Here is a 14,045-nt window from a genome sequence, read left to right on the forward strand (position 1 = left end):
CGCCACGGTTCAGACTTAGCCGTTGAACGTAGAGCGGCGAAGTGTCGAGGCCCCGGTAAACCGGACGTTTACGGTTTTCGGCAACCTTGCGTTCACCATGATCCGTGCCCCGCGCGCGAATGGGTAGAGGGTGAAACCACGGTGGGTAAGCTTCTGCGGAACGGCCGGACGACCCATTGCCCCGGCTCTTGGAAGCGGGCCGGACGTCTGACCGTCTTCGGTGCCAGTTTCGGTCTGGCTCTGGCGGGTGGAACCCGTGGCACCCAGGACGCCGTCGCCAACGGTGATACGCGGACTCTTTCTATTTATCACACCCATACCAAGGAAAGCCTGACGGTCACCTTCAAGCGCGACGGACGTTACGACAGGGCGGCTCTGGAGCAATTGAATTGGCTCTTGCGCGACTGGCGATCCGATGAGCCGATCAAGATGGACCCTCGCCTGTTCGACACGGTCTGGGAAGCCTACCGGTCGGTGGGTTCGCAGGAACCGATCAACGTCGTCTCTGCCTATCGCTCGCCCGGCACCAACGCGATGCTGCGCCGGCGATCCAAGATGGTCGCCGAGTACAGTCAGCACATGCTCGGCAAGGCAATGGATTTCTACCTGCCGGATGTGTCGATCGACCAAATCCGGGCCATCGGCATGCGAATGCAGAGGGGCGGCGTCGGTTGGTATCCCCGCTCAGGCTCCCCGTTTGTGCACCTCGACGTTGGCTCGGTCCGCTCATGGCCGCGTATGACGCACGATCAGTTGGCCCGTCTATTTCCGGATGGAAAAACCGTTCACCTGCCCTCGGACAATCGCCCCCTGCCCGGCTACGAAATGGCCCGTTCCGAAATCCTCTCGCGCGGTGGAACCGTTCTTGGAGTCACCGAGGTGGCGCAAATGGACGAGGACGACGGGCCGAGCATCAAGGGGTTCTTTGCCAGCCTCTTCGGCGGCGGCCGCGCGCAAGATACCGCACCGCCCGTGCAGGCAGCGACGAAAGCGTCGGAGCGAGCCCGCACGAGGACGGCAGCCGTGGTGGTCGCCAACGCCGATCCCGAGGACCCGGTCGGTGCGCGCACGGCGCTCGCCTACGCGGCACCCGCCGCGGATGAGGCCCTCAAAAGCAATTTTCTTCGTCGCGACGGCCGTGACGCCCAGAGCCTCCTGACCAGCGAAACGCCGACAACTGCAACGTCACACTCGGATACGGTCGCTTCTGTGGCCCTACCGCTGCCGCCCCGTCGTCCGGCGGAATTTGCAGCGGTGACCGCCGCCCTGACGATGCCTCTACCGCCCCCACGGCCCGTCGTACAGCTTGCCGGCCTCGGCAATGCCGGCATGGCCAATCTCTCCCCGTCGATGCCCCCCCGTGCAGCCCTCGTGCCAGCCAATGCCGATCCGCGAACGCAGCTCCATGCTCTCTTCGTGGCGGCTGCCGCGAATGTCGAGCCCGCGAGTCGTGCGGCGCCGGTGAGGCTTGCCAACGCGAAGGCAAAGCTCGACGGAGCGCCGACCGCGATTGTCTTGCCGCAAGCCGGCGTCGCCACCCGCTTCTCGGCCCGAAGCCCCGGCGACGACCTCGCGGCCTCGCGATTTACTGGCTCGGCCACACGCGTCGTACCCGGCACACGCTGATCGCGACGCGGTCACTTGCCCGTAACGCGACAGATTTGCTTTGCATCCCGCTCGAGGTGGGGGGAACCGCCGACGGTCCTCGGACGCGAGCGCACGAACCGGTAGGTCGCGACGCGGCGGAGTGAGGCTCGGGACTGACCGTGGAGGTCGTCCACCAGAAGCGCGACGGGCGTTCGCATTACGAGAACCAAGAGGGTAGTTCGCTGCCACGGACCATGTCTTCCGCCCGTGAGATATCTGCCCCGAACACAACCTGTGTCTGGGCCGGCATTTTCCTTGCCGACGCCAAATTTTTAAAACGGCCCACCAATCGGAAGCATCGCGACAGACGATCAACCGAACAAATCTTCACCGAACAGCCTGGAGGTAAGTTAAGTTATCATCGAACCCATAGTCCAAAATGAAAGGTGAAACTGAAGTCAGTCTATCAAACTGATTAATCTGAGCGCTTTCATAGGACGATGTTCAAACGCGTAATTTGTAAAAAGATATTTTTTTAAAGACTGGCAGAGCATTCTGCAATTATGAACTGGAATTTCGAGGGGAATCCGGCTCTCGCGATGATTTTTATTGTGTGCGAAAGCCTCGCCGATCCGCCAAATGGGGTATGCCATTCCGAATTCATTTCAAAGACAAGGAGGTGTCTGCGGCGTTGGAAGGATCAGGCAACCTTTCGATGAGGACCGCAATAGCTCAAACACCCAAGGAAGGCGGTTCTTGATGTTCAAGGTAAGTGCAAGTTTCCTGCTGGCAGGTATTGCTCTGGCCGCCGCTGCCCAGGCCTCGCCGCGGCGTCGGAGTGCCTTGGAATGGGCTGGCGGTACGCTGCTCATTGCAGGCCTTGGTCTTCTCGGCGCAGGACTCCGTTTGTTTCGATAACGTGCCGGCCGGCGGGCCCGGTAAGCCGATCGCTCCGGGATGTACCGAACGGGACTCCCGATCCAGCTGCCCTATGTGCAGGACATGACACGCATTCACGTCTGCACGCTCGGGATGGCACTCCTGATCGCCCTTAGCCCGATACGCGCTTTGGCCTCGGGAGACGCACCGGCCTTCCTGCTTGTCGGCCTCGATGGCAAAACGTTCTTCGCGCCGGATGGCAGCCGCAACGGACCGAACGGGAGTGATGCCGTTGGGATCATCGACGCCAGTGATGAGGCACATCCTCGCTTGGTCCATACCCTCACTCTCGACAACTCGGTGTACGGACCGCCGACGAACCTGCGGGTCACGCCGGACGGGCGTCTGGGTTTGGTCGCAAGTTCGGTGCTGATGCACCAGGACGGTACCGCTTGGTACGCTCACGCGGACAATCGCCTGCATGTCATCGATCTGACCGCGACGCCACCGCGCCTCATTGAGACAGTCGAGGTTGGACAGCAACCCTCCGGTATCAGCATTTCGAGGACCGGCGATCTCGCGCTCATCGCCAATCGCGAGGGACGCAGTGTCACCGTTCTCTCAATCCTCGGCTCAAAGGTTCGGCCGCTCGCAACGATCGATGTGGGCGATGAAGCTGCGGCGGTCGCCTTCGCTGCGAATGGACGGCGCGCCTTCGTCGCAAAGAACAAAGCGGCGCGTATTGGCGTCCTGTCGATCAATGGCACTTCGGTGCGCTATGAGCCGGAGTACGATATGCCCGTTGGCGCAGGGGTCTACGGGCTCGATGTGACGCCCGACGGAACGCTCGCGCTCACTGGGAACACCGGACAGGAGCCGAGCGACGGGCACGCCGATACCATCAGTGTCATTCGCGCCGATGGTCGACGCCCGGTCGTCCTCGATCACCTGGGAATCGGCGACACGCCGGAAGCACTGGTGATCGCGCCGGACGGCCGACATGCCGCCGTCTCGATCGTCCGGGGGTCGAGCGCAGCACGTGGAAGCCCGGGCTATACGCCGACTGGCGCTGTCGCGTTGCTGACCCTCTCGTCACAGAGCGTGCAGATGACGTCCCAGGCGGAAGCGGGCGTCGTCACGCAGGGTATCGCATTCAGTCCCTCCGGCGATTACGTTTATGTCTGTAATTACGTCGACCGGAACTTGGGCATCTACCGCATCTCGGGCGATACCCTGATCGATACGGGCAATCGCCTATCGCTTCCCGGCCAACCCGCGTCTCTGGCCGGACGATAGGATCGTCGATGCCGAGGGATTTACGCAAAACCTCACCTCAGCCGCTTCTCCATCGCCCGAGACAAAGCCATGCCTGACGAACCGGCACAGGCCGCTCGAAGCGTTCACTATGTGGGGTTTCGCGATGATCGCTATTGGAACGCGTACCGTCTCTTCGGCGGTCCCCGGATCATCCACCGGCGCTGGGACTTCTACGCCACGCGCGACGTCGGTCCCAACGATATCGTAATCTTCGCGCAAGGTGACGACACCCAGCCGATCACCGATCGGAACGCGACGGACGTCGATGAACGTTGGCTCTAGAACCCGTCGAATACCCAGCCACGGGGTTGATGCAACGACCGCCGAGGTCACGCGCCGTCAAGGGGGAGCGTAACCTCGACAAGGCGCGAGGCGGTGACTTACGCAGCCTGTTTGCGGCCCTTGGTCTTCGGCGGGACCTCTTCGTCTTCGTTGCGGTTCGCAACCTGACCGAGGCCGATTGACTTCGCGAGTTCCGAACGCATGGCCGCGTAGGACGGGGCGACCATCGGGTAATCGGCCGGGAGGCCGTAACGCTGCCGGTAGCTGTGGGGATCAAGGCCGTGGCTGCTGAGGTGACGCTTCAGCGTCTTGTAGCTCTTGCCGTCGAGAAAGCTGATGATGCCGTCCGGCATCACGGATTTGCGGATCTGGGCGGGCGTCGGCTTTTCGGGCGCAACCTCCTCGGCGGTCTGGGCGGCACCGGTGACGAGGCCGTTGAGCGCGGCGTGCACATTGCGGATCAGATCCGGTAGATCGGTGGTCCGGACTGGATTGTTCGATACATACGCCGCGACGATGTCGGCGGCGAGATCGACGAAGTCGGTCGTTTGAATTTCGGTGCTTTCGGACATGCGTAGTTTTCTTTTCCCTGTGCCCCCAAGGCAGCAGATCGCCCATTCGTAGACATTTATCAAGCGCCCGAGGCCAAATTCGGCGATGAACATGCCTGACATGCGCATCACAGATAAGAGATGTCCACAACAGAGACGCTGCACGCGGAATCGTACTCGCGATTATTGCTTGTCTGCTCGGGCACGTCCGCCGGCACAACCATCGGGCCGCGGTGGATAGGGCGAGCGTTGTCCATACTGCCCGATCCGATGTGGAATCGCAGCGATTTCCGGTTTGGCACGTGACGCCGCCACGCGCAGAACTCCTTGGCATCAGGGCCTGCTACCGGCCGGTTGGGGTCTGATCCTGCACGATGCTGTCCTGTCGCGCCTGACGCTCCCCTTGCCGACGCCCGAGCCAGAGACTGTTCAGAAGCCATGCCACGGACAGCGGGACCGCCGTCACGGCGACAGCGGTCGAACCGAGCCCCAGAGCGGCGATCCCGGCGAATGACCAGGCCCCGACCTGATCACCGACGCGATACACCACCGTGTCGATGAAGTTCTTCGCCTTATAGCGATCCTCTCGCGGTACGACCGTGAACAGCACCTCACGGATAGGCCGTGCGATGGCGAAGTTTCCGGCGCGTCGCAGAACCTGGAAGAGCACAATGGCGGTGATCGTCGGCGAAACGGCCAGGGCCGCGAAACCCAGGATGCTGGCCGCTGGCAGGACGGCCAGTGCCGGCCCCACACCGATCCGGCGCACGATCCGTCCGGTCAGGAAGAACTGCACGCCAAGAGTGAGCGCGTTCACCAGCAGATCCACGCTTGCGAAGAAGGCCGTCTGCGCTCCTCGATCGGGAAAGCTGCGCTTCGCGATGCCGGCTTGTTCGAAATACAGGAACGTCGATGTGATCGAGAACAGCAACAGGAACAGACTGATATTCAGAAGGTAGGGTGACCGGAGCGTCCGCGTGATACCTGCGAAGGCGCTGCCACCGATGGCCTCGGCGGCCGGTGCATCACCGGCGGTCGGTGCCTGACGCAGGCGGTCCGACAAACGGGCGAGTCCGCGCATGCTGAAGACCGCCGCCTCGAGAAGGACTGCCGCGCCGGTCAGGAGGGCCCAGGTCGGCACGTCGCGAGCGAGGATGGCGGTCGTCGCCGAGCCCGCGATGGCGCCAAGGGTCGCCCCGGCTGCGATGAAACCGAACAGCCGCTTACCCTGCTCCGTCGAGAAGACATCGACGATGGTAGCCCAGAAGACCGAGACGACGAACAGGTTGAAGATCGACAACCATATGAAGAACGCACGGCCGATCCAGATATTCCCTTCTGGACCCGCGAGGTACAGAGTAGCGGCGAAGACGAGAATGTTGGCCGCGAAGAACCGATAGGTGAGCGGTACGAACCGCGCCCGCGGCAGCGTTTTCACGAGCCAGGCGAAGGGCAGGTTAAGAGCCAGCATCCCCACCAAAGTGCCCGTGAAGAGCCAGGGCAGATTCTCGATGCCGCCCGCCAAGCCCATCTGGTCGCGGATGGGACGGAGCACATAATAGGCCGCCAGGATCGAGAAGATGTACGCCCACGACCAGGCAACCGCCGGTGCCTCGCCCGGCCGCATATCGACGAGGCGCCCAAGCCAAGCAGCGGCCTGCTGACCCGCCGGCACTTTGGATGATGCGCCGGCGGACGTTTCACCACTCAAGGTGTGACACCCAGGCGCGTGCGCAGGTCCGGAGCGGTGAGTTCGAGCCCGAAGCCGGGCGAGCCCATGGCGAAGCTGTCCGCCGTCCTGAGAGGTCCGACGACCACCGGATCGAAGCCCGCATCGGTGACGAGCTTCGACACTTCCGCGACGGACTGAGGGTCGTCACCTGCGAGGGGGATCGCCATCCGGCCCCCTTCGCGGTGAGCGTTCTTGGCGAACACCTTGTAATTCGCCGCGTTGAAGGCACGAACGATGTGGGCGCCAATCAGGTACTTGGCCGAAACGGCTGCGATGCCGCTCGCCTGGACCTCGCCGTAGACCTCGCCGTCGCGGGCTTGGGTGGCGTTACCGGCATCGATGACGATTTTGCCCTTCAGGGCGGCACCGTGATCCTGCGCGATCTGTGGATACGCCTTGTAGGGAACCGCCACCAGCACGACGTCGCCGAAGGCGATCGCTTCGGCCGGAGTCCCGGCGCGGGCCTTGGGTCCCAGCCCGTCGACGAGGCCCTTCAGGTCTTCTGGGTGCCGGGACGACAGCATTACGGGATGGCCGGCCCTAGCCCACATGCCGCCGAGTGTGCCGCCGATATTGCCGGCACCGATGATCCCGATGCGCATCGGCTCCGATTCGGTCTGCGCCCAGGCGGAGCCGACTAGAGCGAAGGCGACGGCAGCGCCGGAGACGCGCGCGAGAATCGAGCGGCGTGTCACGAACTCAAAGTGCATCGACGAGGGCCTCCATGCGGGTGCGTTGCGCGGCATCGGGCAGACGGCCCCGTGCGGCGCCGAGGTTGTCCTCGACATAGGCCACCTTGGCCATGCCGGGGATCGGGCAAGTCACCGCTTGGTGCGCGAGGACGTATTTCAGGAAGAATTGGGGCCAGCTCGCGCAGTCGAACTCCGCAGCCCAGGGTGGCAGCGCGCGCCCTTGCACGGCCTTGAACAGGCGATCGCGCCCGAAGGGAACGTTGACCATCACGGCGGTCCCGCGCTCCTTTGCCAGGGGCAGGATGCGCGCGGCAGCGCTGCGATCGTCGAGGGCGTAGTTCACCTGGATGAAGTCCAGGGTCTCGCGCGTCATCAGCGCTTCGAGATCCGCAAGCTGACTGTCGCGCCAGACCGTTGCGCCGAGATACCGGATCTTCCCCTGCGCCTTCAGATCGCGAAGGGTCGCGAGATTTGCATCCGGATCGATGAGGTTGTGGACCGCGATGAGGTCGATCACCGATGTCTTCATGCGCTGGAAGGATCGCGCGATCTCCGCCGCGCCGGCCTCCCGGCCCGGCGTCCCGACCTTGCTGCACAGGAACACCTTCTCGCGCAGGCCATCCTGGCTGAGGATCAGTCCAAGCACGTCCTCGGCGGTGCCGTAGCTCGGCGCGGTATCGATGACCGTTCCACCGAGCGCAACGAACCGCTGGACCGCCTCGCGCAACGGCGCGATCTTCTCCGGCGTCGGTTCGACCTCGTAGCGACGCGACGTACCGATGCCGATCACCGGCAGGGTTTCGCCGGATGAAGGAATTGGGCGGCGGAGTAATCCGGAGAATTGCGCCGTCTCGGCCATCGCCCTGCGCTTCAGCGGACCTGCCGACAGAGGCAGAAGAGCGGCGCCGGCGATGACGGCGCGTCGATTGGGATGCATCGGGGCACGAACTCCAGCGAGGCGAGCGTCCGGACCATCTAGGGCCCGGTGCCGGACTTCGACATATCCACTGGCGCACGGATCGTGCCTGCGACGGCCGGTGGCGAAGGACGGCGTATCCGTCACGGGCCGGAGCAGCGGGCGATGCAGGGCGGCGTCAACGTCGCGCACGGAAGGTCCGTGCATCGACCTCCAGCGCCTTCATCCGCGAGGCCAGGGTGGTCGGCCGCAGGCCGAGCAGTTCGGCGGCGCCCCCCGGGCCGAAAACCTTGCCGCCGGCCAGGGTCAGGGCTCCCTCGATCTCGGAGCGGTCGCGGGCGCGCCGCTCAAGCTCCGTCAACGGGTTCAGGATCGGCAAGGCCGTGGCGACGGCGTCACGGCCGCGCGGCGGTAAATCAACATCCGGCAAGTCGAGATGGAGCCGCCCACGCACCGCGAGGATCGCCCCCCGCTCGATCACGTTCTCCAGTTCGCGGACGTTTCCCGGCCACGGATAGCGGCTGAGGCGGCGCGCGTCGCCTTCCGTGAGCCGCGGCTCGGCGATGTTGAGCCGCCGCGCCGCGCCCTTGAGGAAGTGCTGGGCGATCAACGGAATGTCCTCGGGCCGCTCGCGCAAGGGACTCGCGGCGATCGGAAAAACGTTGAGGCGGAAATACAGGTCCTCGCGGAAGCGACCGCGCCGCACCTCCTCCCGCAGGTCGCGATTGGTGGCCGCGATCAGCCGGACGTCGACCGCGCGGGTGCGCTCCTCTCCCACCCGCTCGAAGGAGCGCTCCTGCAGCACCCGCAGTAGCTTGCCCTGGAGGTCCAGGGGAATTTCACCGACCTCGTCAAGGAACAGCGTGCCGCCATCGGCGAGTTCGAAGCGCCCGACCCGGTCGCGGACGGCCCCGGTGAAGGCGCCCTTCGCGTGGCCGAAGAACTCGCTTTCGAACAGCTCTCGGGGCACGGCGGCGCAGTTCACCCGGATCAGGGGGCGATCGGAGCGGCGGCTGGCCTCGTGGATCGCTCGCGCGATCAGCTCCTTGCCGGTGCCGGATTCACCAGTGACCAGCACGGTCGCGTCGGTGCCCGCCACCACGTCGATCTGGCGAAGGGTCGCTTCGATGGCGGGTGAGCGGCCGATGATGCCCTGGTGATGGCTTTCGAGGCGAATTTCTTCCTTAAGGTAGGCGTTCTCGAGTTCCAGGCGCTCACGCAGGGAATCCACCTCGGCGAGCGCCTGACGCAGCCGCTCGTCGGCCTCGCGCCGGGGGCCGACGTCGCGGAAGACGATGACGGCGCCGAGGAGTTGGCCTCGGTCGCGGATCGGCGTCGATGTGTATTCCACGGGGAACGCGCGTCCGTCACGCCGCCAGAACACCTCGGTGTCGACCTGATGCACGACACCGTCGCGAAACGCCGCGTAGATCGGGCAATCGTGGTGGTGATAGTGCGCCCCGTCCGGATGCGTGTGATGCACCGTGGCGTGCATGTCCCGCCCGACGAGGTCGGCGGCGGTCCAGCCCAGCATGCGCTCGGCGGCTGGGTTGACGAAGGTCGTCACCCCCTCCGCGTTGACGCCGTAGATGCCCTCCCCGGCCGCCCGCAGGATGAGCTGGTTCTCGCGTTCGAGATCACGGAAGACCCGCTCCATCCGCTGCCACTCGGAGAGGCCGGCCCGCATATGGGCATCGGCCTGCGCATCCACCTGGCGCCGACGGCGCGCGTCGAGGTCGGCCAGGGTCACCAGCATCAGCGGTGGGTGGCTGAGCAGGAGCGAACCAGCATATTCGAGGCGCAGGGCCTTGTCCGCACCATGCCGCGGCGTCAGGGCGTGGGTCCACCAATGGCCCTTGGCCTGGACCGCCTGCGTGAACACGATCAGCGTCGGGAGTTGGCCCGGATGCAGGACGCTGGCCGGCAGGCCGCGCAGCACGGTGTCGGGATATCCGAGCAGATCGGCGGCCGCCGGGTTGGCATCCACGACGCGATCCCGATCCGGGTCGAGGACCAGCATCGCCTCGCGGCTTTCGCGAAACGCAATGCCGAGATCGAGCGGAGCGGGCGGAATCGTCATCTACCCTTATGTCGTTACGAGATCTCGTTGCGCAACCACGATCTTTCGTGAACCACGAGATTTCGTGTTCAGGCCCTACGAGGTCAAGCACTTGCTTTCACTAAACAAACAGTCGTTTTCGATCCTGGCATGGGGGTTGCTCATAAGTGTGCAGTTTCCAGTGGCGAGGCGACCATGGCCCTGTTCGACAATCCCTTCGATGCCACCCGGCGCCTTGGCCGAGGCGGCTGCTCCTGCGGCGCTCACCGTTCGCAGGGTGAACACGATGCGGCCCAGCCGACGGGCGACGCGGCCCTGCAGCGGGTGGTCGACGGGACGGTGATGCGGGCGCTGTTTCCCCACGATGCGGAGCGGCGGGCGTTCCTGCGCAGCGTCGGAGCCGCGACAGCCTTGGCGGCCGTCAGCCAGTTCCTGCCCACCCGCCTGATCGCCGAGGCCTTTGCCGAGGGCGCCAAGCCCGAAAAGACCGACCTGAAGATCGGCTTCATCCCGATCACCTGCGCCACGCCGATCATCATGGCGAAACCCATGGGCTTCTACGAGAAGCAGGGCCTGAACGTCGACGTGGTGAAGACGGCCGGCTGGGCGGTGATCCGCGACAAGACCCTGAACCGCGAATACGACGCCGCCCACATGCTGGCGCCGATGCCGATCGCGATCTCGCTGGGCGTCGGTTCGAACCCGCAACCCTACACGATGCCGGCGGTGGAGAACGTGAACGGCCAGGCGATCACGCTCGCCATGAAGCACAAGGACCGGCGCGACCCGAAGGACTGGAAGGGCTTCAAGCTCGCGGTGCCGTTCGACTATTCGATGCACAACTACCTGCTGCGCTACTACCTCGCGGAGGCCGGCATCGATCCCGACACGGACGTGCAGATCCGCGCCGTGCCGCCGCCCGACATGGTCGCGAACCTGCGGGCCGACAACATCGACGGGTTCCTGGCCCCCGATCCCGTGAACCAGCGCGCGGTCTATGACGGCGTCGGCTTCATCCACATCCTGTCGAAGGAGATCTGGGACCGGCACCCCTGCTGCGCCTTCGCCGCCTCGCAGGACTTCATTACCCAGACGCCCAACACCTACGCGGCCCTGCTGCGGGCCATCATCGAGGCCACCACCTACGCCTCCAAGCCGGAAAACCGGAAGGAGATCGCCGCCCAGATCGCCCCGGCGAATTACCTGAACCAGCCCGTCACGGTGGTGGAGCAGGTTCTCACCGGCACCTTCGCGGACGGCCTCGGCAACGTGCGCAAGGTGCCCGACCGCGTCGATTTCGATGCCTTCCCGTGGCAGTCCTTCGCCGTCTGGATCCTGACGCAGATGCAGCGCTGGGGTCAGATCAAGGGCGATGTCGACTACGCGGCGGTGGCCGCCAAGGTCTATCTCGCCACCGATGCCGCCCGGCTGATGAAGCAGAACGGGCTTACCCCGCCCGAGACCACCAGCAAGACCTTCGCGGTCATGGGCAAGACCTTCGATCCGGCCAAGCCGAAGGAATATCTCGCGTCCTTCAAGATCAAGCGGGCGGGTTGAGCCATGGCCACCAGCCTGTCCCTCCGCGCCGGCCTCGTCTCGCTGGGCCTGCTGCTGGCGTTCCTGCTCTTATGGCAGATCGCGGTCAGCGGCACGGGCAAGACCGAGGCGATGGACCCGGAATACGCCGCCCTGATGGGCGCCAGCGCCACCACCGGCAAGTCGGCGATGCCGGGGCCCCTCGATGTCGGGGCGACGATGTGGAAGCACCTCAAGGACCCGTTCTACGACCGGGGGCCGAATGACAAGGGGCTGGGCATCCAGCTCGCCTACTCGATCGGCCGTGTGGCGCTGGGCTACGGGCTCGCCGTGATCGTGGCGATCCCGATCGGCTTCCTCATCGGCATGTCGCCCCTGATGGGCCGGGCCCTCGATCCCTTCATCCAGCTCCTGAAGCCGGTCTCGCCTTTGGCCTGGATGCCGCTCGCCCTCTATACGATCAAGGATTCCGGGCTCTCGGCGATCTTCGTGATCTTCATCTGCTCGCTCTGGCCCATGCTGATCAACACCGCCTTCGGCGTCGCCGGGACCCGCCGGGAATGGCTGAACGTCGCCCGCACCCTGGAGGTCGGACCTTTCCGCCGGGCGGTCACGGTGATCCTCCCAGCAGCCGCCCCCACCATCCTCACCGGCATGCGCATCTCCATCGGCATTGCCTGGCTCGTCATCGTGGCGGCCGAGATGCTCGTGGGCGGCACCGGCATCGGCTACTTCGTCTGGAACGAGTGGAACAACCTCTCGATCACCAACGTGATCACCTCGATCCTGGTGATCGGCCTCGTTGGCATGATCCTCGACCAGTTGCTGGCGCAGGCACAACGCCTCGTCACCTTCCCGGAGTGAGCGCCATGACCGCCCTCCTCCCGTTCCGCTCCAAATCCTCGGACAAGACCGGAGACGCCCGCATGTCGTCCCAGACCATGCCGTCCTCGGAAAAATTCATCTCGATCGAGGGCATCGCCCGGCGCTATCCGGCGCCGGGCGGCAAGAACACCACCGTGTTCGAGAACCTGTGGCTGCCCATGCGCCGGGGCGAGTTCGTCTGCATGATCGGCCATTCCGGCTGCGGCAAGACCACGGTCCTGAACATTCTGGCCGGGCTGGAGGCGCCGAGCGAGGGCGTCGTCATTGCCGACGGGCAGGCCATCGAGGGGACCAGCCTCGATCGGGCGGTGATCTTCCAGGGCCACGCGCTCCTGCCCTGGCGTACGGTGCTGGGCAATGTCGCCTACGCGGTCGCGTCGCGCTGGCGCCAGGCGCCCCGGGCCGAGGTCGAGGCCAGGGCCCGCAAGGCCATCTCGACGGTGGGGCTCGCCGGGTCCGAGCACAAGCGGCCGTCGGAACTGTCGGGGGGGATGAAGCAGCGGGTCGGCATCGCGCGCGCTTTGGCCATCGAGCCCAAGATCCTGCTCATGGACGAGCCCTTCTCGGCCCTCGACGCGCTCACCCGGGGCACGTTGCAGGACGAGGTCCGGCGGATTTGCGTCGAGACCGGACAGACCGTGTTCATGATCACCCACGACGTCGACGAGTCGATCTACCTGGCCGACCGCATCGTGCTGATGACCAACGGCCCCCAGGCCAAGGTGGCGGAGATCGTCGAGAATCCGCTGCCGAAGGTCCGCGACCGCACGCAGTTGCATCATGCGCCCGGCTACTACGCGCTGCGCAACCACCTGATGGACTTCCTCGTCAGCCGCTCGAAGACGCTCCGGGACGCGATGCCGGCCGGTTACGACCAGCGCCACCCGCCCGTGATCCGCCCGAGCCTCAGCGAGGCCGATGCCACCGCCCTGTCGGCGGACGCGCCCCCCGCCCGGCGCGCCTGACCTTCCCTCACCCACTCGCCACGGAGACCCAAGCCATGAAGCGCGAAGACCTCACCGAGAAGCTGCTCGACATCAAGCGCGAGAAGGGCTGGACCTGGAAGTACATCCAGGATGAGATCGGCGGCATCTCGCCGATCCTCATCACCGCCGCCTGCATGGGCCAGATGAAGCTGCCCAAGGCCCAGGCCGCCAAGGCCGCTGCCTTGTTCGGCCTCAGCCAGTCAGAGGAGCGCATGCTGAACGAGGCGCCGTTCCGCGGCTCGATCGCGCAGATGCCGCCCACGGACCCGCTGATCTACCGCTTCTACGAGCTGGTGATGGTCTACGGCACCACCTGGAAGGAGCTGATCCAGGAAGAGTTCGGCGACGGCATCATGTCGGCCATCGATTTCAACATGACCATGGAACGCGAGCCCAACAACAAGGGCGACCGGGTCAAGATGAATCTCTCGGGCAAGTTCCTGCCGTACAAGTACTACGGCAACGAGGAAGGGGTCCCGGATTACGGCTTTAAGGAAGGCTGATTGGAGCGAGGCCGCTCGGCCAGCGGGTGAGCGGCCTCGACGCATCGTTCTGTACTTCGGCTTTCATCAAGCCATCGCGGATCCCCGTGGGGCGTGACGGCACGGCCATCCGTGAAAGGC

At 65.0% G+C, this 14,045-nt stretch carries 12 protein-coding genes; 7 read left to right on the forward strand and 5 right to left on the reverse strand.

All coding sequences use genetic code 11. From position 1 onward, the window contains the following. The first annotated feature begins 141 nt into the window (after positions 1-141). The 3 genes from AC6EUL_RS00060 to AC6EUL_RS00070 all read left to right on the forward strand — a co-directional run bounded on the left by AC6EUL_RS00060 (position 142) and on the right by AC6EUL_RS00070 (position 4,065). The gene (locus AC6EUL_RS00060; RefSeq protein WP_499868116.1) at positions 142-1,626 is read left to right on the forward strand and encodes a peptidoglycan L,D-endopeptidase MepK; all 1,485 of its coding nucleotides are present in this window, start codon (positions 142-144) and stop codon (positions 1,624-1,626) included. Between the two features lie 963 nt (positions 1,627-2,589). After that, entirely contained in the window at positions 2,590-3,762 is a 1,173-nt protein-coding gene (locus tag AC6EUL_RS00065; protein WP_499868118.1) for a YncE family protein, read from the forward strand. A gap of 69 nt (positions 3,763-3,831) precedes the next feature. Then, positions 3,832-4,065 carry a hypothetical protein gene (locus AC6EUL_RS00070; RefSeq protein ID WP_499868120.1) on the forward strand — a complete coding sequence of 78 codons (234 nt, stop codon included), beginning with the start codon at positions 3,832-3,834 and terminating at the stop codon, positions 4,063-4,065. 98 nt (positions 4,066-4,163) lie between these two features. Here the strand turns inward: AC6EUL_RS00070 and AC6EUL_RS00075 are convergent, their stop codons facing one another. The 5 genes from AC6EUL_RS00075 to AC6EUL_RS00095 all read right to left on the reverse strand — a co-directional run bounded on the left by AC6EUL_RS00075 (position 4,164) and on the right by AC6EUL_RS00095 (position 10,036). Continuing rightward, positions 4,164-4,637: a Ros/MucR family transcriptional regulator gene (locus AC6EUL_RS00075; RefSeq protein ID WP_056219319.1), complete on the reverse strand. Its 474-nt coding sequence runs from the start codon at positions 4,635-4,637 to the stop codon at positions 4,164-4,166. Positions 4,638-4,959: 322 nt separating this feature from the next. After that, on the reverse strand, positions 4,960-6,243 hold the full coding sequence (locus tag AC6EUL_RS00080; RefSeq protein ID WP_499868593.1) for an NTP/NDP exchange transporter: 1,284 nt from the start codon (positions 6,241-6,243) through the stop codon (positions 4,960-4,962). A gap of 80 nt (positions 6,244-6,323) precedes the next feature. Then, positions 6,324-7,058, reverse strand: coding sequence for an NADPH-dependent F420 reductase (locus AC6EUL_RS00085; RefSeq protein WP_499868595.1), 735 nt, complete (start codon positions 7,056-7,058; stop codon positions 6,324-6,326). After that, positions 7,048-7,977 carry an aldo/keto reductase gene (locus AC6EUL_RS00090; protein WP_499868122.1) on the reverse strand — a complete coding sequence of 310 codons (930 nt, stop codon included), beginning with the start codon at positions 7,975-7,977 and terminating at the stop codon, positions 7,048-7,050. Before AC6EUL_RS00090 ends, AC6EUL_RS00085 begins: the two co-directional genes overlap by 11 nt. A 157-nt stretch (positions 7,978-8,134) precedes the next feature. Further along, complete coding sequence (locus AC6EUL_RS00095) at positions 8,135-10,036, reverse strand: sigma-54 interaction domain-containing protein (RefSeq protein ID WP_499868124.1); 1,902 nt, start codon at positions 10,034-10,036, stop codon at positions 8,135-8,137. Positions 10,037-10,210: 174 nt separating this feature from the next. Between AC6EUL_RS00095 and AC6EUL_RS00100 the strand changes: the two genes are divergently transcribed. From AC6EUL_RS00100 to cynS, 4 genes are read left to right on the forward strand one after another with little or no spacing between them, the layout of a single operon-like run. Beyond that, positions 10,211-11,572, forward strand: coding sequence for a CmpA/NrtA family ABC transporter substrate-binding protein (locus tag AC6EUL_RS00100; RefSeq protein ID WP_499868126.1), 1,362 nt, complete (start codon positions 10,211-10,213; stop codon positions 11,570-11,572). Between the two features lie 3 nt (positions 11,573-11,575). Next, complete coding sequence (gene ntrB, locus AC6EUL_RS00105) at positions 11,576-12,415, forward strand: nitrate ABC transporter permease (protein ID WP_499868128.1); 840 nt, start codon at positions 11,576-11,578, stop codon at positions 12,413-12,415. Between the two features lie 5 nt (positions 12,416-12,420). Then, positions 12,421-13,401 carry an ABC transporter ATP-binding protein gene (locus tag AC6EUL_RS00110; RefSeq protein WP_056353508.1) on the forward strand — a complete coding sequence of 327 codons (981 nt, stop codon included), beginning with the start codon at positions 12,421-12,423 and terminating at the stop codon, positions 13,399-13,401. Between the two features lie 35 nt (positions 13,402-13,436). Continuing rightward, a complete protein-coding gene (cynS, locus tag AC6EUL_RS00115; protein ID WP_056219292.1) occupies positions 13,437-13,925 on the forward strand; it encodes a cyanase in 489 nt (162 codons plus the stop codon). The last annotated feature ends 120 nt before the right edge of the window (positions 13,926-14,045 follow it).

It is taken from the genome of Methylobacterium sp. 001424705, assembly GCF_059816145.1.

What these genes read in the sequence shown, in the direction of transcription:
- AC6EUL_RS00065 (WP_499868118.1), top strand. Translation starts at nt 2,590, where the DNA reads ATGACACGCATTCACGTCTGCACGCTCGGGATGGCACTCCTGATCGCC.
- AC6EUL_RS00070 (WP_499868120.1), top strand. Translation starts at nt 3,832, where the DNA reads ATGCCTGACGAACCGGCACAGGCCGCTCGAAGCGTTCACTATGTGGGG.
- AC6EUL_RS00075 (WP_056219319.1), bottom strand. Translation starts at nt 4,637, where the DNA reads ATGTCCGAAAGCACCGAAATTCAAACGACCGACTTCGTCGATCTCGCC.
- AC6EUL_RS00080 (WP_499868593.1), bottom strand. Translation starts at nt 6,243, where the DNA reads ATGCGGCCGGGCGAGGCACCGGCGGTTGCCTGGTCGTGGGCGTACATC.
- AC6EUL_RS00085 (WP_499868595.1), bottom strand. Translation starts at nt 7,058, where the DNA reads ATGCACTTTGAGTTCGTGACACGCCGCTCGATTCTCGCGCGCGTCTCC.
- AC6EUL_RS00090 (WP_499868122.1), bottom strand. Translation starts at nt 7,977, where the DNA reads ATGCATCCCAATCGACGCGCCGTCATCGCCGGCGCCGCTCTTCTGCCT.
- AC6EUL_RS00095 (WP_499868124.1), bottom strand. Translation starts at nt 10,036, where the DNA reads ATGACGATTCCGCCCGCTCCGCTCGATCTCGGCATTGCGTTTCGCGAA.
- AC6EUL_RS00100 (WP_499868126.1), top strand. Translation starts at nt 10,211, where the DNA reads ATGGCCCTGTTCGACAATCCCTTCGATGCCACCCGGCGCCTTGGCCGA.
- ntrB (WP_499868128.1), top strand. Translation starts at nt 11,576, where the DNA reads ATGGCCACCAGCCTGTCCCTCCGCGCCGGCCTCGTCTCGCTGGGCCTG.
- AC6EUL_RS00110 (WP_056353508.1), top strand. Translation starts at nt 12,421, where the DNA reads ATGACCGCCCTCCTCCCGTTCCGCTCCAAATCCTCGGACAAGACCGGA.
- cynS (WP_056219292.1), top strand. Translation starts at nt 13,437, where the DNA reads ATGAAGCGCGAAGACCTCACCGAGAAGCTGCTCGACATCAAGCGCGAG.